This window comes from Halomonas sp. XH26 (assembly GCF_024138895.1).
Taxonomy (GTDB): Bacteria; Pseudomonadota; Gammaproteobacteria; order Pseudomonadales; family Halomonadaceae; genus Vreelandella; species Vreelandella alkaliphila.
The window spans coordinates 271921-294812 of sequence record NZ_CP071889.1; the positions used below are offsets into that span (position 1 = coordinate 271921).

Annotated in this window: 20 protein-coding genes and 1 CRISPR repeat array (1 of these 21 running past the window's edge); of the genes, 6 read left to right on the top strand and 14 right to left on the bottom strand. The window is 52.0% G+C overall.

Annotated elements, in window-relative coordinates; all coding sequences use genetic code 11:
* Window positions 1-3598: a CRISPR direct-repeat array (repeat unit 28 nt; unit sequence GTGCGCTGCCGCCCAGGCAGCTCAGAAA) (it extends 632 nt beyond the left edge of the window).
* A 507-nt stretch (window positions 3599-4105) separates the two neighbouring features.
* Window positions 4106-4912 carry a mechanosensitive ion channel family protein gene (locus tag J4377_RS01300; RefSeq protein WP_253486416.1) on the top strand — a complete coding sequence of 269 codons (807 nt, stop codon included), beginning with the start codon at window positions 4106-4108 and terminating at the stop codon, window positions 4910-4912.
* A 70-nt stretch (window positions 4913-4982) separates the two neighbouring features.
* On the opposite strand, the gene J4377_RS01305 is transcribed toward J4377_RS01300, so the two are convergent.
* Together J4377_RS01305 and J4377_RS01310 are read right to left on the bottom strand one after the other, a co-directional pair.
* On the bottom strand, window positions 4983-5291 hold the full coding sequence (locus J4377_RS01305) for a hypothetical protein (protein ID WP_038480470.1): 309 nt from the start codon (window positions 5289-5291) through the stop codon (window positions 4983-4985).
* Between the two features lie 104 nt (window positions 5292-5395).
* Window positions 5396-6346, bottom strand: coding sequence for an esterase family protein (locus tag J4377_RS01310; protein WP_253486417.1), 951 nt, complete (start codon window positions 6344-6346; stop codon window positions 5396-5398).
* Between the two features lie 117 nt (window positions 6347-6463).
* On the opposite strand from J4377_RS01310, the gene J4377_RS01315 reads away from it, so the two are divergent.
* Window positions 6464-7489, top strand: a complete 1026-nt coding sequence (locus J4377_RS01315) for an acyltransferase family protein (RefSeq protein ID WP_038480474.1) — start codon at window positions 6464-6466, stop codon at window positions 7487-7489.
* 30 nt (window positions 7490-7519) lie between these two features.
* On the opposite strand, the gene J4377_RS01320 is transcribed toward J4377_RS01315, so the two are convergent.
* On the bottom strand, window positions 7520-8143 hold the full coding sequence (locus J4377_RS01320) for a hypothetical protein (protein ID WP_253486418.1): 624 nt from the start codon (window positions 8141-8143) through the stop codon (window positions 7520-7522).
* Window positions 8144-8614: 471 nt separating this feature from the next.
* Between J4377_RS01320 and glnA the strand changes: the two genes are divergently transcribed.
* The 3 genes from glnA to glnG all read left to right on the top strand — a co-directional run bounded on the left by glnA (window position 8615) and on the right by glnG (window position 12866).
* Complete coding sequence (gene glnA / locus J4377_RS01325) at window positions 8615-10021, top strand: glutamate--ammonia ligase (protein ID WP_038480480.1); 1407 nt, start codon at window positions 8615-8617, stop codon at window positions 10019-10021.
* 359 nt (window positions 10022-10380) lie between these two features.
* Window positions 10381-11439, top strand: coding sequence for a nitrogen regulation protein NR(II) (glnL, locus tag J4377_RS01330; protein WP_038480483.1), 1059 nt, complete (start codon window positions 10381-10383; stop codon window positions 11437-11439).
* Complete coding sequence (gene glnG / locus J4377_RS01335; protein WP_038480486.1) at window positions 11436-12866, top strand: nitrogen regulation protein NR(I); 1431 nt, start codon at window positions 11436-11438, stop codon at window positions 12864-12866. Before glnL ends, glnG begins: the two co-directional genes overlap by 4 nt.
* Window positions 12867-12945: 79 nt before the next feature.
* Here glnG and J4377_RS01340 read toward each other — a convergent pair whose 3' ends face one another.
* The 6 genes from J4377_RS01340 to J4377_RS01365 all read right to left on the bottom strand — a co-directional run bounded on the left by J4377_RS01340 (window position 12946) and on the right by J4377_RS01365 (window position 17505).
* Window positions 12946-13794, bottom strand: coding sequence for a ChaN family lipoprotein (locus tag J4377_RS01340; RefSeq protein ID WP_095604393.1), 849 nt, complete (start codon window positions 13792-13794; stop codon window positions 12946-12948).
* Between the two features lie 12 nt (window positions 13795-13806).
* On the bottom strand, window positions 13807-13983 hold the full coding sequence (locus tag J4377_RS01345; protein WP_120385915.1) for a DUF6435 family protein: 177 nt from the start codon (window positions 13981-13983) through the stop codon (window positions 13807-13809).
* A 210-nt stretch (window positions 13984-14193) separates the two neighbouring features.
* A complete protein-coding gene (locus tag J4377_RS01350) occupies window positions 14194-14706 on the bottom strand; it encodes a YqiA/YcfP family alpha/beta fold hydrolase (RefSeq protein WP_084183770.1) in 513 nt (170 codons plus the stop codon).
* Window positions 14707-14711: 5 nt separating this feature from the next.
* On the bottom strand, window positions 14712-14846 hold the full coding sequence (locus tag J4377_RS01355; RefSeq protein WP_253486419.1) for an entericidin A/B family lipoprotein: 135 nt from the start codon (window positions 14844-14846) through the stop codon (window positions 14712-14714).
* A 945-nt stretch (window positions 14847-15791) separates the two neighbouring features.
* Entirely contained in the window at window positions 15792-16331 is a 540-nt protein-coding gene (locus J4377_RS01360) for a phosphatase PAP2 family protein (RefSeq protein WP_038480499.1), read from the bottom strand.
* Complete coding sequence (locus J4377_RS01365; RefSeq protein ID WP_198349548.1) at window positions 16294-17505, bottom strand: glycosyltransferase family 1 protein; 1212 nt, start codon at window positions 17503-17505, stop codon at window positions 16294-16296. The genes J4377_RS01360 and J4377_RS01365 overlap by 38 nt, the downstream gene beginning before the upstream one ends.
* A gap of 473 nt (window positions 17506-17978) precedes the next feature.
* Here J4377_RS01365 and J4377_RS01370 point away from each other — a divergent pair, with 473 nt between their 5' ends.
* Window positions 17979-18980, top strand: a complete 1002-nt coding sequence (locus J4377_RS01370) for a porin (RefSeq protein ID WP_038480504.1) — start codon at window positions 17979-17981, stop codon at window positions 18978-18980.
* Window positions 18981-19131: 151 nt separating this feature from the next.
* Here J4377_RS01370 and J4377_RS01375 read toward each other — a convergent pair whose 3' ends face one another.
* The 5 genes from J4377_RS01375 to ugpA all read right to left on the bottom strand — a co-directional run bounded on the left by J4377_RS01375 (window position 19132) and on the right by ugpA (window position 22843).
* Window positions 19132-19272: a hypothetical protein gene (locus tag J4377_RS01375; RefSeq protein WP_167457096.1), complete on the bottom strand. Its 141-nt coding sequence runs from the start codon at window positions 19270-19272 to the stop codon at window positions 19132-19134.
* Between the two features lie 173 nt (window positions 19273-19445).
* Complete coding sequence (locus J4377_RS01380) at window positions 19446-19814, bottom strand: DUF1428 domain-containing protein (RefSeq protein ID WP_253486420.1); 369 nt, start codon at window positions 19812-19814, stop codon at window positions 19446-19448.
* A gap of 216 nt (window positions 19815-20030) precedes the next feature.
* Complete coding sequence (locus J4377_RS01385; RefSeq protein WP_253486421.1) at window positions 20031-21083, bottom strand: sn-glycerol-3-phosphate import ATP-binding protein UgpC; 1053 nt, start codon at window positions 21081-21083, stop codon at window positions 20031-20033.
* Window position 21084: 1 nt separating this feature from the next.
* Entirely contained in the window at window positions 21085-21927 is an 843-nt protein-coding gene (ugpE, locus tag J4377_RS01390) for a sn-glycerol-3-phosphate ABC transporter permease UgpE (protein WP_253486422.1), read from the bottom strand.
* A gap of 31 nt (window positions 21928-21958) precedes the next feature.
* Window positions 21959-22843, bottom strand: coding sequence for a sn-glycerol-3-phosphate ABC transporter permease UgpA (gene ugpA / locus J4377_RS01395; RefSeq protein ID WP_038480514.1), 885 nt, complete (start codon window positions 22841-22843; stop codon window positions 21959-21961).
* Window positions 22844-22892: the final 49 nt, after the last annotated feature.

A 22892-nucleotide genomic window follows, 5' to 3' on the forward strand; every position in this document is an offset into this window, starting at 1 on the left:
ATAAAGGAACAGAAGAGCCAGAATAAGCGTGCGCTGCCGCCCAGGCAGCTCAGAAATGCTGATATTGAGAGATGTTCGGCTTATTCTGGTGCGCTGCCGCCCAGGCAGCTCAGAAAATTATTCAAACCGGTTAACCGGTTTTTGGGTTGTGCGCTGCCGCCCAGGCAGCTCAGAAAAGGGGGCGCAGCATCCATGGGAGAATTAAGAGGTGCGCTGCCGCCCAGGCAGCTCAGAAAAAAACAGATTTGATAGAAGACCGGTAGCGATAGTGCGCTGCCGCCCAGGCAGCTCAGAAAATCACCAGTGCGCCGACTACTTTGCTCCATAAGTGCGCTGCCGCCCAGGCAGCTCAGAAAGTACTGTGCTTAATCGCGCTGCCACTGCTGACGTGCGCTGCCGCCCAGGCAGCTCAGAAAGAAACATATCACAGCAAATCTTGTGTGCTAGAGTGCGCTGCCGCCCAGGCAGCTCAGAAAACTTGGTGCATCATCGTTACGCGGAAATCTGCGTGCGCTGCCGCCCAGGCAGCTCAGAAAAAGGAACGAAAGCACTTGCTTACCGTCTTGTAGTGCGCTGCCGCCCAGGCAGCTCAGAAATGGTGCTGCTCCTGATGATGATATTAAGGCTTGTGCGCTGCCGCCCAGGCAGCTCAGAAAAACTAACTTTCTAACATGATGATGTACTAAAGGTGCGCTGCCGCCCAGGCAGCTCAGAAAATTAGAAAGAATACTAGCTTTTACATCAGTATGTGCGCTGCCGCCCAGGCAGCTCAGAAATATGTCGATCACAATGGCAATACCATCACTAAGTGCGCTGCCGCCCAGGCAGCTCAGAAATGATCCTATAACTCAAGCTGAAGCCGAAGCGCGTGCGCTGCCGCCCAGGCAGCTCAGAAAAAGTACCGACAGATACGTGATAACAGGAGAAAGTGCGCTGCCGCCCAGGCAGCTCAGAAAATCAAAAATACCAAAGGTACCGCCAGCAGAACGTGCGCTGCCGCCCAGGCAGCTCAGAAATCTTGGCGTTCACGCTCAATGCGGGCCACTTCGTGCGCTGCCGCCCAGGCAGCTCAGAAACATTCAAGCTCGCTAGTCGCGTAGACGGCGGGCGTGCGCTGCCGCCCAGGCAGCTCAGAAAAAAATTTAAAAGAAACTTCTTTAGCAGAAGTAGTGCGCTGCCGCCCAGGCAGCTCAGAAATGCCCCATTGCCGCGTTCATCGCCATTTGCACGTGCGCTGCCGCCCAGGCAGCTCAGAAATTTTCCAGATTTAAGCATTGTTGAAGATGATCGTGCGCTGCCGCCCAGGCAGCTCAGAAATACCCCGGCTTCGGTGAATGCGTATCCTAGGCGTGCGCTGCCGCCCAGGCAGCTCAGAAAGGCCACGATATAATCGTTATTACTCAACATCCGTGCGCTGCCGCCCAGGCAGCTCAGAAAAATGAAACGCACGCCGCTAGCCAGGAAGTCGCGTGCGCTGCCGCCCAGGCAGCTCAGAAAAATGAAACGCACGCCGCTAGCCAGGAAGTCGCGTGCGCTGCCGCCCAGGCAGCTCAGAAAATTGACTGCACGGCGCGTACATTGGAAGACACGTGCGCTGCCGCCCAGGCAGCTCAGAAATCACAGCCCTTGTAATAAACGCTTGAAACATCGTGCGCTGCCGCCCAGGCAGCTCAGAAAAGCATCCAACCTTTACCGTAGATCATGGGGTTGTGCGCTGCCGCCCAGGCAGCTCAGAAAGGCAGAATGGCAACGATGCGGGCGTTCTTTGCGTGCGCTGCCGCCCAGGCAGCTCAGAAAGACATGGGTGCGCATGAGCTAGCTAAGCGGGTGTGCGCTGCCGCCCAGGCAGCTCAGAAAACTACTTCACCACGCTCAGGAGAAAACGGGTTGTGCGCTGCCGCCCAGGCAGCTCAGAAAATCACAAAGAGGCGAAACACCGGTACCAACAAGTGCGCTGCCGCCCAGGCAGCTCAGAAATAACAGCGGCATATTCCACGTTTGCACCCATTGTGCGCTGCCGCCCAGGCAGCTCAGAAAAAAGAGGCCGCCAAAGGCTCATAAAGAAACCTGTGCGCTGCCGCCCAGGCAGCTCAGAAAGGGGGCGGCAACTGGGGCGGGTAAACGGGTAGGTGCGCTGCCGCCCAGGCAGCTCAGAAAACCGCCAATGACGTGTTAGCGCTGCTATCACCGTGCGCTGCCGCCCAGGCAGCTCAGAAATGAACGGAAATGGCCATCTTGAAGTGCATCCTGTGCGCTGCCGCCCAGGCAGCTCAGAAATTATCGGCATCGCCGTGTATCTCGACGCTAACGTGCGCTGCCGCCCAGGCAGCTCAGAAACATCCTAATGAGCCTTCCAACATTGTTGCATTGTGCGCTGCCGCCCAGGCAGCTCAGAAAGTATCGGAACCCGCGTACTACGCGACCCCTACGTGCGCTGCCGCCCAGGCAGCTCAGAAAAAAGAAGCACAGAAAGCCGCCGCCGCTATTGATGTGCGCTGCCGCCCAGGCAGCTCAGAAAAGCCCAGCAGGGTGAATAAACGCGCTCACGCCGTGCGCTGCCGCCCAGGCAGCTCAGAAAAGCAAATAGCGGGCATAGCCAATCAAGCCATAGTGCGCTGCCGCCCAGGCAGCTCAGAAAATTCGCTTGCGTGCGGCCAATGCGACCGCTCAGTGCGCTGCCGCCCAGGCAGCTCAGAAATGATCAACCACTGACGAGATGTCGCCGTCAATGTGCGCTGCCGCCCAGGCAGCTCAGAAAGTTTGCAAAAATGAGTTAGCGTGCATGCCGATGTGCGCTGCCGCCCAGGCAGCTCAGAAATGACGCCTGAGTCGCCTGATGGTCAAGCAATTGTGCGCTGCCGCCCAGGCAGCTCAGAAATGGGATAGCGAGGCTAGTGTGTTTGTACGCCAGTGCGCTGCCGCCCAGGCAGCTCAGAAAGCCTCGGTGTGCCCGTTGCCCGTTGCGCCAGGGTGCGCTGCCGCCCAGGCAGCTCAGAAATCAAGAACATCAAGGATTGCGTAATCATTGCCGTGCGCTGCCGCCCAGGCAGCTCAGAAATTCCCGCTAATGATGAGCTGTGCGATGAAGACGTGCGCTGCCGCCCAGGCAGCTCAGAAACAAGCCGCGACCGATACGTGATAACAGGAGAAGTGCGCTGCCGCCCAGGCAGCTCAGAAATTGACGGACGCTAGATGTCGTCGGTGGAACACGTGCGCTGCCGCCCAGGCAGCTCAGAAATCGCGCCGTGACGTACTACCAGCAGCGCTTAGGTGCGCTGCCGCCCAGGCAGCTCAGAAACACCCGTATCCCCCCCAGTACTACCGCCACCCGTGCGCTGCCGCCCAGGCAGCTCAGAAAAGGTCGGCAGGTAAATTATTCACAGAAGAAGCGTGCGCTGCCGCCCAGGCAGCTCAGAAAATCATGACTTTATAGAGCATATAAATAACAACGTGCGCTGCCGCCCAGGCAGCTCAGAAATTATCGCGATTCAAGCGCGTCAATAGACTTTTGTGCGCTGCCGCCCAGGCAGCTCAGAAAGATTGGCGGCTGTTGGCGGCGCTGCCGGGGCTGTGCGCTGCCGCCCAGGCAGCTCAGAAACAACACCTCCCCCGAGCTGGGCCTTCGCGCAGGCAGCTCAGAAAATTCGCTGCGTATGCGATGCGGGAAGTGGTAGGTGCGCTGCCGCCCAGGCAGCTCAGAAAATTAATAATACGTGGATTTAACAGCACCATAAGTGCGCTGCCGCCCAGGCAGCTCAGAAAATGGAAGAAAAACGGCTTACATTGTAGCAGACGTGCGCTGCCGCCAAGGCCGCTTTGGTGCTACCTGAAACTGGTATCGCTGTGCAGTGCTTTCGCGGGTGCGCTAACGCTTACGCCGCGCTACTCGAAATGTGCATTACCTTCATTAATTAGTAAGTTAGATGTTGCCATCCAGGTAATTCAGCGCTCAACAGTTGTGAATACTCTCTCAGTTTCGGCGTTATTAGCACGATAGTGCTTGAATTGTTAAATATGATGAGGACGAGAATGTTCCAAAATAAAACTGCTTTAAGATAATAATTGCTGTGTGTTTCGGTAACTGCCATCTAGAGGATATTACGTCGTGGAAAACTTTCTTGAGCAATTTGGGGCTTATGTTCCTTTGATCATCAATGCCGTGAAAGCATTGTTGGTGTTGATTGTGGGCTGGATTGTCGCAGGGGTAGTCAGCAGCTTAGTGCGTAAGCGGGTGAATGCGATACCTCGTATAGACCCAACTCTGGGCAACTTCCTTGCAGCCTTGGTGAAGTGGGTCATTCTACTGGTTGTATTGATTACGGTACTCGGCCTGTTTGGTATTCAGGCTACCTCACTGGTTGCTGTGTTGGGGGCTGCCACGTTGGCTATTGGCCTGGCGTTACAGGGCACGCTCAGTGATTTAGCGGCGGGGTTTATGCTGATTATGTTTCGTCCTTACAAGCTGGGTCAGTTTGTGGATATTGGGGGCACATCCGGTACGGTTAAGGATCTCAATCTGTTCGTGACCGAGTTAGTGACGCCTGACAACGTGCAAATTATTGTGCCTAATGGGCAGGCTTGGGGGGCTATTATCACTAATTTCTCTCATCACTCGACACGCCGTGTTGATCTTGAGTTCGGGATTGGTTATGACGATGATGCAGATCAGGCCATGGCGATCATCAGGGGGCTGGCCGAGGCTGACAACCGTATCCATGGTGATCCCGCGCCTTGGATAAAAGTCACTAACCTGGGGGCCAGTAGTGTGGACCTTACCGTGCGGCTTTGGGTCGATGCTGCGGATTATTGGGATGTGAAATTTGATATGACGAAAGCTGTCAAAGAGGCTTTTGATAAGCAAGGTGTTTCAATACCTTACCCGCATTCGGTAGAAATTCAGAAAGCAGGGTGAATTTTTCATACGGTTTGGCAAGGCGCGCCCTTTAAAGGGCGCGCCTTGCTTTCGTAGTTTGTGATGGTGGTTACTCTGTATCGTCCTCTTCCCAGCGTTCCATAGCGCGTTTGTCATCGGGAAGTCGGACAATATCGCCTACGTTAAGCTTGTGGTGGGATTCGTGATGCTGCCCGTGACGGTCAAGAATGGCGGCAACGCTGCCGATGCTGACGGCATCTTCTTCACGATAGGCTTCTACTTTTACCCGCACAATGCGGCCTAGATAACGGGCGGAGAGCATGGCGCCTGGGTAGGGCGGAGTGTGGTCGGGGTCATTCTTAAAAAACTCTACAACGCTTGCGCTGCCAGGTTCGTCCCATTCGATATGCTGATGCATTGTCAGTGTCCTTTTGTTGAGCGGTATCATATAGCGTGATGTTTAAGTGTAGTGTGCGTTGGCGTGATCGAGCCAAATTCTGCGGACGTAGCGATAGTGATGCTTTATTCAGCAGTGCTTGTCTCAACAGAGCCAGCGGCAGGTTGATCGATATGCTGAAACATGAAGTTTAGGGCGGCAGGCAGGCTGGCTCGCCATACGCGCCAGGTGTGGCCACCCGGGTAAAGGTCAAGTCGCACGTCGCCTGGCTGAATGCGCTCCATCGTTTGGCGCAACAGACGGGCGTGAAACTCTGCATCGTAAACATCGCTGCGCCCTGCACTGATATAAAGCGGCACTGGCGACATATCACGCTCTCCGGTTGTTCGTGGAGTGACGTGTAGCCGGTAATCCTCTAGGTGAGCCGTGTAATTAAGAGCTTCCCAGCGTTCGCGGTCAAATAGACCTTGTTCATTTAAAAACGCTGGGTGGCGGCGTGCCGATGAATTAGCAGGCGGCGTTGGTGCGTAACTGGCCGGGCTCAGGGCGGCAACGGCTGCGAACAGCTCAGGGCGCTCTAGGGCAAAATTAAGCGCGCCGTAACCGCCGGCAGACAATCCTGCAACGCCTCGCAAGTGGCGTTCACTGCCGACATGATAGGTGCTTTCAATATGCGGCAGTAAGTCTTTAAAGAAAGCACTACGCGCTGCCTCGTTGTATCCATCTACCCACCAACTACGGCTGCCTGGCATGATAAATACCATCGGTGGCAGGTGGCCTGCTGCGATTAAGCGGTCAGCTGTTTGGGGGAGTTTGCCCCGTGTCACCCAGTCTTTCTCGTTTCCAAACGATCCATGAAGTAAATAAACCACTGGGTAAGGCGTAGACGCATCCGTGTCATAGTTATCGGGTAAATACACGGTATAAGGGTAGTCATGGCCTAAGGTGGGCGAGAAAAACTGTTGGTAGGAAACATCGCCAGCTAAGGCGTGAGTGCTTAAGAAAAGCCAACTCACTAGGCCCGTAATATGTCGTATTAGCAGGGTAACGGGTCTTGCTGTTGATGTTCCAAACACGAAGCCTCCCGGAATTTAATGGCGTTGCAGTAGTCGGACAACGCAGAGTGAGTCCCTGTTCAATTTACTGAAGGTAGCAGCCAACGGACTGATGCCAAGGAAGCAGAGAGGGAGCGGATGCAAAAAATCGAGGAGATTTATTGGCTGCGTGCTTACGGGTGTATCGCGGTATTCCTGTTTCATTGGTTGGATCACTTGAATCAGCGCGTTGATAATGTAGTCACCGATCTAATGCGACTTCCTCTGGTGCTGGGTACGCCCATATTTTTGTTTATCTCGGTGTTTGTTTTTGCCGTTCGATACGATAAACAAGTACCTCCTGGTTTTCTTCTTCAGCGTGTTAAATACGTCATGCTGCCTTATTTGGTGTACGGCTTTATTTACTCGACGGCAGAGTGGGTGCGGTTAGCGAATAGCGATAACCCTGTCGGTTTTATAAACAATGCTAAAGAGTATTTTATTTATGCGGGATGGCATGGCTATTTTTTGATTATTGCCATGCAGTTTTACGCGGCTTATTGGTGCTATACCCACTTCCGGTTGTGGCGCTTTAATCCTGTGCCGTGGCTCTGGGGTGGGTGCTTAGTTAGCATGGCATACTGGGGGTTGGCGTATTGGTTGGACGTTGAGCCGCCTGGATATCTGTTATGGATTGCGCCGTTGGGGTGGATATATCTGTTTTTTCTGGCGCTGGTGTTAGTTCGCTATTACCCGCTGGCCCCTCAGGCCGATCCGTTTGAGCAACCTAAATGGCTGCAAAGGCTAGCGCAGCCCTATTGGCTAATTGGGTTTGTGGTGTTGATCGTTGCACTCACATTCGCTGGTTGGATAGTTTTTTCTTCAAAAGAAGTGTGGGTAATACCTTTCTTTGTGCTGTTTACACTTTGGTTAATGCATTACTTAAAAGGTCGTAAAGCGCCACGCTGGGTGCGTTATATCAATGCGTACTCGTTTGGTATTTATTTGGCCCACCCTATGTTTTTCGCGTTAACCGATGCTGTCGTGGGGCCTTCCAGGTTGCCGCTTATGATCTATGCCGTGCTGTTAATTCTCGTCGGTGGTATTTGCTCGATTGTGCTGAATAATATGGTTAACACTACGACGACGGGAGCAATGCTATTTGGCAAGCGTTTGAACATTTAGCCAGCAAGATATCCTAAGCCATAAGAGACGTTAAGTATCCGTATGCGAGTTGGGGGGAGGTCGGTAGGGTTTGTTACTCCTTGATGGCGAGTCACGGGTAAGCCCTGATGCTTCCAGGCTGAACGTTTGTAAACGGGTAGGGCATGCGTAAAGGCGCTGTAGTAAATCAGCAAGCGCTGCTTCATCTAGCTCTGGGTCTAAGCCGCCTAAGCGTTCTAACCACGTGCGCCTGATTGCTATGTAGGGAGGAACAGCGACGCCTGCGCCTAAAAAGCACTGGAGTAGTCGTTCGGATAAGCGGGGTGGTTCGCTGCCAATCAAAAAAGCATCCAGCGTGTACGTGTCTAGCTGGGGATAAAGTAGACACCATAGTTTGGCTGCTAGCGGCCGTTGCTGCATTGCAATCAGCAACCAATCAGCTTGGCTGAGATATGCTGCTTGATTGATTCTTGCGCCCAGTGGCTGAGAAGGGGTAACGAGAAAGTGTACGCGGTAGCGTTGCTCAATGTCCGGAATGCGTGGATCGGTGGTGGCGCTGGTCACGATAATGGGAAGTGTGTGGTCTGCAAAGGCTGTTTGGCGAATAGCGCGCAGGTGACGTGGTAAAAGGGCACCTGTGACTGACGCATCAACAATAAAGCAGACCGTGCCCATGTGAGTGGCTTCCTGTGTTGTGAAACCTGTTTGTTATTAAATCTATCTGTTTGTAATCAATTGTAGGTGTGAGTTTCTTTTGGTATCAAGCTAAAGTTTACAGTGATGAGGAAAATAATAGATGCTTTATATGCACCATGTTGGTGCTTGTGGGCCTCTGGTTGGTCTTTATTGGTGCGTTTTTCTGAGCTAAGTGCCTTTTTAGGGCTAAGTTCGTTCTTTCGTAGAGCATTATGCTACATGAAGAAGCACAGTATTTTATTTTTTATCTTTTATAAAACAACTGCTTGTTGTTTTTTTATGCCATATTGGTGCAAGGTTGGCATGTTCCGTGCTTAGTATTAGGCAGCGGCTAGCGGGTCGTAGGCAGATGCCTCTCGGCGTGCTACAACGATAGCCGGTTTGTTTAATAACTCTTTTATCGGTAGCTTACTGTCACAAGCTTAAGCCACGTTCATACCGGAGGACACTATGTCAGCCAAGACTCTCGCGCTAATCGAAGAACATGATGTTAAATGGGTAGATCTGCGTTTCACCGACACGCGCGGTAAAGAGCAGCACGTCACCGTACCGGCACGGGACGTGGATGAAGAGTTTTTCGAAAATGGTCAGATGTTCGATGGTTCCTCTATCGAGGGCTGGAAAGGCATCAACGAATCCGACATGATTCTTCGCCCTGAAGATGGTACTGGTTTCCTCGACCCCTTCACCGAAGACGCTACCCTGATCCTGCGTTGCGATATCATCGAGCCTGCCACTATGCAGGGCTATGACCGTGACCCGCGTTCTATTGCCAAGCGCGCAGAAGCTTACCTGCAGTCCACCGGCCTGGGCGACACCGCCTTCTTTGGCCCTGAGCCTGAGTTCTTCATTTTCGACGAAGTCCATTGGAAATCTGACATTCAGGGTTCCATGTACAAAATTACCTCTGATGAAGGCGCTTGGGCGACCAGTAATCAGGTAGAAGGCGGTAACTTGGGGCACCGCCCGCGCGTTAAAGGCGGCTACTTCCCGGTTCCCCCGGTTGATAGTTTCCATGACATTCGTGGTGCAATGTGTAACACCCTGGAAGCGATTGGCCAGACCGTTGAGGTTCACCACCACGAGGTTGCTAACGCGGGTCAGAACGAAATCGGCGTTAAATTCAACACGTTGGTGAAGAAAGCTGACGAAGTTCAGGAAATGAAATACGTGATCCACAACGTGGCTCACGCTTACGGCAAAACCGCTACGTTCATGCCGAAGCCGCTTGTTGGTGACAACGGGTCTGGTATGCACGTACACCAGTCGTTCTGGAAAGATGGTCAGAACCAGTTCGCGGGTGACGAGTACGCTGGGCTTTCTGAAATGGCGCTTTACTACATTGGCGGTGTGATCAAGCACGCTCGTGCTCTGAACGCCTTCACTAACGCGTCTACCAACTCATATAAGCGTTTGGTGCCAGGCTTTGAAGCGCCGGTTATGTTGGCCTACAGCGCTCGCAACCGTTCTGCCTCTATCCGTATTCCGTACACCGCGAGCCCGAAAGGTAAGCGTGTTGAAACACGTTTCCCTGACCCAACTGCTAACCCCTACCTGGCGTTCGCAGCTCTGCTGATGGCGGGTATCGACGGTATTAAGAATAAGATACATCCTGGCGATGCCATGGATAAAAATTTGTACGACCTGCCGCCTGAAGAAGGTAAGTCAGTACCGACCGTTGCCAACAGCCTGGACCAAGCGTTGGAAGCACTCGATGCAGACCGCGCGTTCTTGACCGAAGGTGGCGTGTTTACTGATGATATGATCGATGCATACATCGACCTCAAGATGGAAGAAGTGGAGCGCATTCGCATGACCACTCACCCGATTGAGTTCGATATGTACTACAGCTGTTAAGAGCGATTGCTAAGCACAGCAGCTAGTACCACCTCCTCGGGTGTGACTGGCCTAAAACCCCGCTTCGGCGGGGTTTTTTTATACCATTGGATAGTGAGTTGAAGAGGTCTGTTTGCAAGGGGAGAGCGCTGTCTGCGGCACCGCACTGATGCGGTGAGTATTTTTATTGACGATGAGTCATGTGCACTATAATGGTGCAATAAGTGACAAGCTGACTGCTAGGACTGCGCTATAACGGCTCGCTACATCCTCGCCTCCTGCTCATTAGCCGTGCAAGTTGTCAATTGGCGCGCTTTTTGCAGTTTCTCTTTCATACGCTCGATAACGCTATTTTTTACAGCGACGCTTCAGGATACGCCATGTACCAGCGCTTACTTGAACACCTCACCACCGCAGTCTTACTGCTAGACGGTGAACTCCGCGTTCGCTGGATGAATCCGGCAGCGGAAGCGTTGCTAGCGGTGAGTTTTAGCCGTGTGCAGGGCATTAGTTTAGACACGCTGTTAGGGGGCGATGAGAGTATTGATGATGTCCTCGCTAAAGCGCGAGATGCCTTTCATCCCTATACCCAACGCGAAGCACGTATTACGCCGCTGAACAGCGAGCCATTAACGGTGGACTACACCGTGACCCCGCTTTCAGCCGATGAACTATTACTCGAAGTAGAGCCCCGTGATCGGCTAATGCAGATTTCCCGGGAAGAAGCGCTGACCACACGGCAAGAGACAATCAAAGTGTTGGCGCGGGGCTTGGCTCATGAAGTTAAAAACCCTTTGGGCGGGATTCGCGGTGCTGCCCAATTATTGGAGCGCGATCTGGACGATCCTGCACTACGTGAATTCACCCATATTATTGTGGAAGAGGTGGATCGGCTGCGAGATTTGGTCGACTCCATGTTGGGCCCCAATCGCATCGTCAAACATGAGCCGGTCAATATCCATAAGGTGTTAGAGCGGGTGCGAGCGCTGCTGATTGCCGAGCATCCGCATGTTGAGGTCCGTCGTGATTATGACCCGAGTTTGCCGGATCTTTCTGGCGATGAATCTCAAATGATCCAAGCGGTGTTGAATGTGGCACGTAACGCGGTACAGGCCATGAGTGATGCAGCAACGCCTTCGCCGGAGCTTATGTTGCGCACCCGCGCACGCCGCCAATTTACGCTGGGGGCTGAACGCCATCGTTTAGTCAGTGAAGTGGGGGTTATTGATAATGGCCCTGGCATACCTGAAACGTTACGTGAAACGCTTTTCTATCCCATGGTGTCTGGGCGCGCTGAAGGTAGCGGCCTGGGGCTATCAATTGCTCAATCGATTTTGCACCAACATCAAGGATTGATCGAATGCGACTCACGCCCAGGACATACCGAATTTCGTTTACTGATTCCATTGGTTGTTAATTTCACCGGAGAAGCGTCATGACTGAGGCGACACAAACCGATGTAGCACGAGTGGTTATTGTCGATGATGACCGCGCCATCCGTTGGGTATTAGAGCGGGCCTTAGCGCAGCCAGACCTGGATATAGAGTGTATTGAACGCGCCGATACCGCGCTGGAGCGACTGTTAGAAAATCCACCGGATGTCCTGGTGACTGACATTCGTATGCCCGGCATTGATGGGCTGGATTTAATGTCCCGGGTGCGTGATGCACACCCTGACCTGCCTGTGATTGTGATGACCGCGCATTCGGATCTCGACAGTGCCGTGGCGTCTTACCAAGGGGGTGCCTTTGAATACCTGCCGAAACCCTTTGATGTGGACGAAGCGCTGGCGCTGGTGCGTCGTGCGGTCGCTCATGCAAGAGAGCGTCAGCGCCCGGTCAGCGTGCCGGAAGGGTTGAGTGCTGAGATTATTGGTGAAGCACCTGCTATGCAGGAAGTGTTTCGCGCCATCGGGCGGCTTTCCCACTCCCACATCACGGTGTTAATTAACGGTGAGTCTGGCACCGGTAAAGAGCGTGTTGCTCAGGCGCTCCATCAACATAGCCCACGAGCGGGCAAGCCGTTTATTGCGCTGAACATGGCAGCGATTCCCCGGGACTTGATTGAGTCCGAACTATTCGGCCATGAGAAGGGCGCGTTTACAGGGGCAGCACAACAGCGCCAAGGTCGCTTTGAACAGGCTAACGGCGGAACGCTGTTTCTCGATGAAATTGGTGATATGCCCGCTGAAACGCAAACGCGCTTGCTACGTGTGTTAGCGGATGGTGAATTCTATCGCGTGGGCGGCCATACGCCTGTAAAAGTCGATGTACGTATTATTGCTGCTACCCATCAGAACCTAGAATCGTTAGTTGACGATGGGCGGTTCCGGGAGGACTTGTTCCACCGCTTAAACGTGATTCGCGTTCATCTGCCGCGCCTTTCCGAACGTCGGGAGGATATTCCGCGTTTAACGCGTCATTTCTTAGCGGAAGCTGCCAAAGAGCTGACCACAGATATCAAGGTGTTAACGCCCGAAGCAGAAGCGCACCTTACTCGTTTGCCGTGGCCGGGTAATGTTCGTCAATTAGAAAATATTTGCCGTTGGCTAACGGTAATGGCTTCTGGTCGCGAAATTCTCATTGAGGACTTGCCCCCAGAGCTGCGCTCGGTCAACGCTTCCGAAGGTAGTGTTTATGGCGATTGGCGTTCCGCGTTCAGGGATTGGGCTGACCACGCCCTGGCGGAAGGCCATACCCACCTGTTGGAGGAAGCCGTGCCGGATTTTGAGCGCATTCTGATTGAAACGGCACTGAAACATACCGGTGGACGCAAAGGAGAAGCCGCCGAATTACTCGGCTGGGGGCGCAATACTCTTACCCGTAAATTGAAAACGCTGCTGCCTGCGCTGGCAGATGATGCCTAACTGACCATTCTTTTAACGAATAACCTGTTAGTGACCAATCTATTCGCGATCAATCTATTCGCAACCCATCTGTTAGCGGTTACTCCGCCGCTGGCAGTACAAAAACAGCATCTGCTAATGCAGGGTCGGGTGGCTCACAGGTTTCTGTTGACCAGGGCAGTAAGCTGAAGGTGTGATCCACCCCTAGCCCATCAAGTTGGTGGGGCACACCATCATGATAAATCACATGGCCTAAACCCATTAAGCCAACGGCCAATTTACCCTCTACGGCGGCGTTAGCCAGCCCTTCGGCCATCGCGACGTCCCAGCTAAGTTGGGCCTGTAAAAAGCGTTTCAGCATAGCGGGGTCGTCGTCATCCATTGCATGCTGGTCAAATACGTCTTTTAAGCGCATTTCATAGCCAGCGCTTGGCGGTAGCGGTGCAGGTATATGATGCCGCTGGTCGGCAGGCACGCTGCTGAAGCCGTCACGAGCTAAGCGCTGACGCAGTTCGGGCGTAATGTTTAGGGCGATCAGAGGAATCTGTTGAACACGCGCGAAATGGAGAATGGGTAAGTAAAGGTCAGCATCAAACCCCCAGTTCTCCTCCCAGCCGGACTGTTCCAACAGCGCTTCTTCGGATAACAAGCCCGCAACCCAATCATCGAGCACGGGTTGCGCTTCCCGGGGCAGCATTTCTAACCCGATAACCATATCGTCACGCAGCGCGTAAAGCCCCGCTAGGGTGTGCAACTGCCAACGGTGGTGGTCAATGGCATCATGTTGCTCGCCCAATAGGACAACCTGATGCTGTATTGCTTGGGCTAAAACAGCGCTGTTAGCAACAGCATGTTGCGATTGCCACCACTGGCCGGGAATAGGGCAGCTAGCATGAGCCGCTAAAGGTAGCCAGCCTAGAGCCATGGCAGCGATGAAATGATGGCGCATGGGCGTTGTGTCCTAGCGTTCTTCTGCTTTAAGGCGATTGATCTCAGTCAGAATAGCTTCTGCTTCTTCCGTCAATGTCGCGTTCGCTCTCATGTCACCATTGCGTGAAGCTTCCATTGCTGCCTGTAATTTACGCTCGTAATCTTGCTGGAGCTTTTTCTTGGGATCGCGCTTAAATAGACCAAACATGAGCATTCTCCTATGGTTTGTACACTACTTGTATAGCTTTGTTTGGCGTATGTCGACTATTTGTTGTAACACTTCGTTATCAGAAGTACGTTTGCGATCCATGTTGAGCTAAATAGCGCGGCTTTAAGAGCGCTATTTTCAAAGGTATGTTTTTTAAGGACACAGTTTTTAAGGACATAGTTTTTAAGGACATAGTTTTTAAAGACATCACTATTGAAGACACAGCTCTAAAAACCGCTCGAAATCGGAAAGTATTGTATCGAGACTGTTCTGCAGGCGATGGTCATCGTCAATCATGCGTAGTGAAAGTCGCTGACAGCGGGCATGTTCAATGACAGGGCCAGGCGGTACGACATCATCTCGCCATCCATGAATGATATGCGTGTGTTGTGCTTGCAGTGTGATTGAGGTTTGCGGGTAATCTGGCAAGCCAAGAGCAGGGGCTAATAAAAAACAACCTAACACAGGTTCCTGAGCACTCACCGCTGCACTTAACCATCCACCGAGACTGGAACCCGCTAAAACACAGTTAGCCAGTGTGTCGTTGCGTTCATCAATCACGGCAAGTAAATGCTCTAAACGCTCCTGCGGCTCTTTTAAACCACGGTAGTCCATGACGACCGGTTCGCAGTTCTCAAACTGCTCAGCAACCCCTTTTAGCGCTTGCACCTTCAGGGCACCAGGCCCGCTTTCCAGGCCGTGTGAAAGATAAACAGTTATCATTGCCATTAGCTACCTGCGGAGCGCTGAATAGCTTCGCCGCCTCGTTCAATATCTTCGCCTGCGCCGCGAATAGTGTTGCAGCCACTTATGACCAGAAGTGTCGCTATCATCAATAAACCGATCGCCATTGCACGCTTCATCGAAAGAATCCTCATCAGCTGAGCGCTTGTAGAGAGACTTTAGCTACGCTGTCATTAAAAATAATCGTTGCAGGCAGTTGGTGCCATCAATTTCCCATCGTTTGAGTGCTAGCTGGCCGTGTGATTTTGTCGCATGTGTCAGTTTTAGCCATTAAATAGCGGCGTTTGTCTCTTAGCCTGGTATTGCTTTTTGTTTTTAAGGTGTTGTTTATAGTATATTTTTGCGTTAAAAGTGGCGCTTGGCCTGTTGTCTGCAATAACCTGACTACCTACAGCAGTAATGCTGTGATTCTAATTTTTAAGTGAAATTAATCGCCAAAAACGCTTCGCAGCAATTTTAGCCACAATGAGTAAACAAGCGTGAGCAGGCTAATAGGTAATCAGGGAAGGCATGGAGCCATATTAGCAAAAGGATGTGAAAGGACTAGCCTGCTCACCCTTATCAGTGTAAGGAAACGCTGATCATCACCGCCAGGGAGCAGCATTGATGCAAAATCACCATCTCGTGAAAGCGGGGTGGTTTTTTTGCGTCAATTAATTGTTTTTAACACTTTGATTTTTATGAATATTTATCTTTTCCAGATTTTCTGGACAGCTTTTGTATCAATGGGCGTGACATTTTGGTCTATCCTCTGGTGTAAACCAAAATTCAGCGGTTAGAAGACGTCAACGTAGCAGCCGCACACTTCCAGGGACAAGCGCTATGGCGATGGTGTTGATGTTATGCATGTTTGTGCTGTTTCTAGGGTTTTCGGGAGTCGGTCTTTATATGATGTTCAAGACATCATTTATGACCACCATAGAGGATCGTGACGATATGCCTCCCGATATGTAGATAATTAAAACTATAGAGATAGTTAATCGACAATACCAAGAGCCACCTGCGTCCACGTTGGTGGCTTTTTGCTTTTATTGATACGGCATTGAGCGGCCAACCACAAAGGGTTATCCCATCCAATAAAGACTCAGTAGCGCAAAGCCATAGCCCATGGCTGCGCCAGCAATGACATCACTGACATAGTGTAGCCCAAGCCCCACCCGTGAAACGGCAATCAGTAAACTAAGGGGAATCACAATAGGTAGCAACCAGGGGGTATGAGCGGCGACCAACACGCTAAACATCACCGCATGCATGGTGTGACCACTGGGGAAGCTGTATTTGTCTCGGGCAGGCTCACCACAATGGACGCCACCGAGGTAGGTGATGAACGGACGTTCGCGACACAGCCGCGTTTTTACCAACTTATAAATAGCGACTGCGAACAGTGCGATGGCGCTGTACTGCATGATTCGCCAAGCACCATTGGGCTGTAACCAGGGTTGTGCAGCGATTAACAATACCCAGACAGGCCAGTCTCCTAGCTTACTTGCCGTTTGCAGCGTTAGCCGCCAGGGGCGATAAAGCGATAGGTGTGTTACCCGTTGGCAAAGCTGCCATTCAAAGACATCAAGACGATCGAATACGACAAGCGGACGCGGACGCATGGTGAGTCTCCTGGGCATTTTGTAAATAGCGTAAGAACTGCTCTGCGATTCCCGGCCAGCTTTGCTCTAGCGCGCGTAGGCGGGCGGTTCTACCTAGGCGGGCGTAGTCAGCAGGGTGCTGGCATAACGCGACGGCAGCCTGTTGAAAGGCAAGCGTATCGCCAGGGGGAACGGTGATACCGTTGTGCCTGCTTTGGATCAGCTCAGCGCTGGCGGCGTGGTGATAGGCCACGACTGCCAGCCCGCTGGCCATGGCTTCAGTCACCACATTTCCCCATGTTTCTGACTGAGAAGGGAAAATAAACATATCGGCACTGGCATAGTGGCGTGCTAGTGCCTGTTTATTCACAAAACCGGTGAAATGAGCGTCTGGTAGCGCTTTTTGTAACTGAGCGCGGCCTGGGCCATCGCCAACAATGACGTGTGCCATATCGGGGCGCACATCACTCATGGCCTGCAGCGTTTCTTGCAGTAACGCTAGGTTTTTTTCTGGGGCTAAGCGGCCCACATACAGCGCAACAGGTTGATGTTCGCTAACCCCCCACTGTTCGCGTAGGGTGTCGTCGCGGTGGGCTGGGGAAAAAATATCGCCATCAATGCCGCGTGAGAGCACCTTTACATCGCGGATATCCTGGGCGCGTAGTGCTTCAGCCTGTTGTTGAGTGGGCACAAGGGTAAGATCGCAGCCGTTATGGAAATAGCGTAAATATCGCCGCGTGGCAGCAGCTAGCCAGGAAACTCCGTAGTCATGGCAGTAGTGATCGAAATTAGTATGCCAGCCAGCCACTAAAGGTATGTTCAGTTGGCGTGCTGCATGCCGAGCTGCCCAGCCCAGTGGGCCCTGGGTTGCCAGATAAATAGAATCGGGACGCTGCTTCTGCCAGAAACGGCGAAGTTGTGAGGGGCTGGCAAGACCAATCTGCACAGCGTTATAACCCGGTAGCGCTAACCGCCGAACCTGAAGCTCTTGGGACAGTTCTTGATAGGTTTCCTGATACGGTTCTTGAGAACGCTCTTGAGCAACATTGGTGGCGTCGGCAGCCATGCTTGGTTTAGGGCGAATAACATCCACTGTTACCCCCAACCGAGTGAGTTCACGACATAGCCTATTTAAGGTATGCGCAACACCATTTATTTCTGGTGACCATGTTTCGCTAACGATACAGAGTCGCATGGGCGATCCATCCCTTTATCACGTTTTTACTCACTATTTCATTCACTGTTGCATTGACTATGCGCAGCGATAGTGACACTGCCAATACAGCCTGGTGAACATGGGATGACAGGCCACCATTTTTAATGGGGAAGCCCCTAGTGAATGGTGATGCTTTAGCAGATCAAGATATCGATCAGGTTGCATTTTTATGATTATCAAAAAAAACGCTAAAAAATAAAACTTTAAGAAGAATGACATATATCGGCTTTAAGGTAGCTGACGACGAGGTGAACATATCCTCGATTGTGCCTTCGCAATGCGCAATTAAAAGCTCAGTAAGCAGCTTAAATATAATTTTTTGGTTTTTATGACGACCCTTTTTTGTCGAATATTGGGTTAAAAAGAAATTGAATTAGAAGACTTCGGTATCTGAATTCTCTTGTAACTAAAAGTGCTGATAACAAGCGCTAACTACTTTAATGGGATCAATCATGTTTAAAAAGGCGACACTTGCTCTAGCTATTAGTGGTTTGTTGGGTGCCTCTGCGGCTCAGGCGGCGGTGGTGTATGACCAAGACGGCACGACGCTAGATATCTACGGCCGCATCGCCATGGGGTTTGAAGGCGGTGGTGAAAAAAATGGCGTTGATAATGGCGAGGAGTTCCGTAATTTTGGTTCTCGTTTGCGCTTTACGGCAGGTCATCAAATCAACGCTGACCTGCGCGCGTTTGCACGGGTAGAGTGGCGTTTTACTGGGGATGAGCGCAGCCGCCCGGGCTTTGACGAAGTGCGTAATAGCTACCTTGGTCTCGAAAGTAAGCAGTACGGTACGTTCATGGCGGGTAACTATAACAGTTACTACGATAACTACGTGATGACACCGTTCGATGTTTATGTAGAGCGTGGCTATGAATTTGCCGGCGGTGGTCTTCAGGCGCGTGGCGACTCACTTGGCTATAAAACGCCTGAGATCAACGGTTTTCAGGCTGTTTTCTCAGCAAAACACTTTTCTGAGCGTGGCCTCACTGAAGCGCAGCAGTCTAGCGAAGGTAGCGTTATCGCCACACAAGGTGGCGTCGTTTACGCTACTGGCCCCTTACGTTTAGCACTTGGCTATGTAGAAGATACCGTTCGTGGCGGTGGCAACGGTGAAACACGTTTTGGTACTACGGCCACGTACGACATCAATGACGCTTTCTCTGCGCGTTTAGGTTATGAAACCCGTGGTGATAACGATAAGCGGGGAGGCGGTTTTGATACGGTAGGCCTAGGTGGTAGCTTTGCCACCGGCGCTTGGACCTTCTATCTCGATTATTACAACATTGATCCCGATAATGCGGATAATGATCGTGACGCTTGGGCCGCTGCGGCGCATTACGATGTTTCTAACAATCTTGATGTATTTGTCGAGCTAAATGATGCCAATAAAGATGCCAATGATAACTTCGAAGATGATCTGTATTATGCAATAGGTGCCCGCTATCACTTTTAAATAATAAATAGCTTCCTTAGCGCTTAAGTCACTTATTAAGATCGTTTTGCCGATGTGCTAAAAGTACATCGGCTTTTTGCATTATGCTGTCTATGATAATAGTTAAATGGTTTTAAGAAGCGTACATGACATCAGTCTTGGTAAGGCGTGGTTAGTCTAAGGGTTTCTTTGTCGCTGGCGTTTGGCGCTTTTTCTCGCGGCGACGCTGCTTGGCTAATGCGTTGCCGTTAGCCAGTTCCTCTAAGTAGGCGATTTCTTCGTCGCTGAGTGGTTTGCGCGGTTGGTTTGTCATTGATGTCACCACATTGTTAGGCCTTTCTGGCACGCTAACGATGAACGATGACATCAATATGAAAGGAGCCATTAAGATGCGTTTTAGCCGCTATGGGATTGCGCTTGGAGAGGTAAACTAGCAAGTGGAAGGGTTTTCGGGCCGTTCCTACTGAGTGAAACGGCCCAGCGTACTCACATAGTCATGATGCTTTCAAAGCCTCCATAAATAAGACGCTTACCATCAAAGGGCATGGAGTTAACGTCCATTTGTAAGCGTGGATCTTCCATGACTTTTTGCATAGCGACATCGCGTATCGCTTTGGAAAGCCACTCTATCCATGAAAAAACAACGCTTTCGTCATCTTTTCGCTTAACCGCCATGGAGAACGAGGTGACCTCTCCTTCGGGAACATCGTCTTCCCAGCTTTCTACCACTCGCTGTGCGCCGAACTCTTTGAACACTTCTGCGGCGGCGCGGGCGTGCTCAATAAATTCAGATTTATTAGCGGTCGGCACGGCAGCGATGAAGCCATCGACATAAGGTGTGGTGGTAGTATTCATGCCGCTTCTCCTGGGTTTACTTTGGGTGAGAATGATCGCGGTATAAGGTGTCGAGGCCATAACATGCTGTCTTCATAGACCAGTATTCATCACAGAGATCCATACGCTACCGGCAAAAAATAGCGGAGCAGCGAGTTATTGTTATTAGCTCAAACGTAGCGCATGAAGTCTCCGATGACGTACTTTTCTTATGCGTATTTTTCTTAAGCAGCGGTGTTAACCATCGGTGCGCTTTCGAGTGGTGCTATTAAAAGGATGAAGAGCATCGCGGGTCACGTAGAAGCGCAATGTTTCACCTTCACGAACGGCTGGCTGGCCAGCGGTGCGAATCACCGTGGGTTGCTCGCTGTCGGCGAGATTAACGTACAGATGGCTTTCCGCGCCTGCCGCCTCAAAGAGCATGAGTGTCGCGTCGATGGCTAGATGTGGCGTATCGGGTGCGGTGAGGTGCATGTCGTCTGGGCGAATGCCGAGGGTGTCGGTGCCTTTGGGAAGGTGTTCCAGCACGCTGCTGTTTTGAGTACGCAGATACTCCAGCGGCAACATGTTCATTGCCGGAGAGCCAATAAATTCCGCAACGAACATTGTGGCCGGACGGGCGTAGATCTCCATCGGTGTGCCTACTTGCTCAATTTGCCCGGCATTTAGCACGACCAAACGGTCGCCCAGGGTCATGGCTTCCAGCTGGTCGTGGGTGACATACAGGCTGGTGGTTTTTAGGCGACGCTGTAGTTGTTTAATCTCCACCCGCATCTGTACGCGCAGCTTGGCGTCCAGGTTGGAAAGCGGTTCATCGAACAAGAAGGCTGAAGGCTCGCGCACCAGTGCTCGGCCCATTGCTACCCGCTGGCGCTGGCCGCCGGAAAGCTTGCGGGGTTTACGCTCCAGGAAGTCTTCAATCTCCAGCATCTTGGCCGCTAAGCGCACGCGTTTATCGATGTCATCTTTTTTGAAACCCCGGTTCTTTAAGCCATAAGCGAGGTTGTTGTAGACGGTCATGTGCGGATAAAGCGCGTAGTTCTGGAACACCATGGCGATATCGCGCTCAGCGGGCTCTAGCTTATTTACTACCCGGTCGCCGATTTTGAGCGTGCCTTCGGTAATGGTTTCCAGCCCAGCGACCATGCGCAGCAGGGTCGATTTGCCACAACCGGATGGCCCGACGAGTACCACAAACTCGCCATCTTCAATCTGTAAGTCGATGCCTTTGACGGCGTGAACATCGCCGGTATAGGTTTTCTTCAGCCCTTCCAAGGTAATGCTAGCCATCTTATTTCTCCGTCTCGGTCAGGCCTTTCACAAATAGGCGTTGCATAAACAGAATCACTAATACCGGCGGTAGCGCTGCCATCACCACTGCCGCCATGACGAGTTGCCACTGGGGATTCTCTTCCGAAGTCATGCGCTGGATACCCATCACGATGGTGTAATAATCAGGGTCGGTGGTGATTAGTAGCGGCCAGAGATACTGGTTCCAGCCGTAGATAAACATGATCACAAACAGCGCGGCGATATTGGTCACTGACAGCGGCATCAAGATGTCTTTAAAAAACTTCAGTGGCCCGGCACCGTCGACGCGGGCGGCTTCGAGCATTTCTTCGGGAATGGTCATAAAGAACTGGCGGAACAGAAACGTCGCGGTGGCCGAGGCAATCAGCGGAATCGACAGCCCGGCAAAGCTATTGAGCATGTTGAGATCCGCAACGACCTGAAACGTCGGAATAATGCGTACTTCCACCGGCAGCATCAAGGTGACGAAGATCACCCAGAAAAAGAACATCCGAAAGCGGAAACGGAAGTAGACGATGGCAAAGGCGGAAAGCAGCGAAATAGACAGCTTACCTACTGTGATCGCCATGGCCATAACAAAACTGTTCCATAGCATCATGCCTGCTGGTGGGGCTCCTGCGTTGGAAACGCCGGACTGCCACATACGGGTAAAGTTTTCGATACCATGGGCGCCGGGCAGCATCGGCAGTGTACCGCGTAGCAAGTCGCCTGGCGCCTGGGTAGACGCCACGAGCGCAACGTACACGGGGAACACCACCACCGCGACGCCAATCATCAACGTCAGATGAGCAAAAAAATTCGCCCAGGGTCGGTTTTCAACCATTGAAAGTCTCCCAAACAATTAGCCAGTGGTGTTAGTAGTTCACGCGGCGCTCGATAAAGCGGAACTGCACCACCGTGAGTGCGACCACAATGGCCATTAAAATCACTGACTGAGCGGCCGAAGAGCCTAAATTCAAGCCGACGAAGCCATCGGCGTAGACCTTATAGACCAGCGTGTTGGTTGCCTGGGCGGGGCCGCCTTGGGTAGTTGCGTGAATAATGCCAAATGTATCGAACATGGCGTAAACCACGTTAACCACCATCAAGAAGAAGGTCGTTGGCGTCAGCAGCGGGAAAATAATCGTCCAGAAGCGCTTAGTCGGGCCGGCGCCGTCAATGGAGGCGGCTTCAATCAGCGATTGTGGGATTGACTGTAAGCCCGCTAGGAAAAACAAGAAGTTATAAGAAATTTGCTTCCAGGCGGCGGCAAAAATCACCAGCAGCATGGCGTCACTTCCCGAATTTCGGTGATTCCACTGATAACCCACCATTTCTAGCATATAGGGAACAATGCCGATTGAGGGGTTGAAGATAAACCACCACAAAACGCCCGCAAGGGCGGGGGCTATGGCGTAGGGCCACACCAGCAGCGTGGTGTAGGTACTACGTGAGCGAATCATCCGGTTGACGGTGCTGGCCAATAATAGAGCCACCGTCATTGACAGGAGTGTGGTACCGATGGCAAACACCGCTGTCACGGAGAGCGAGTTAAGATAAGCGCCATCGCGAAACAGGCGAGCGAAGTTTTCCAAGCCCACAAACGTCGAGCGCAGCCCAAAGGCGTCTTCGCGCAATAGCGACTGATACAACGCTTGGCCAGCAGGCCAGATAAAGAAAATCAGCGTCACAATCACCTGGGGCGCCAGCAGCGCGTAGGGCAAAAAGCGACCAGGGTAGGTCATGCGTTTAGTTTGCATGGGCAGCTCTGCAAATGGTTAGTAAATATAAGCATCGACAAACGAAATC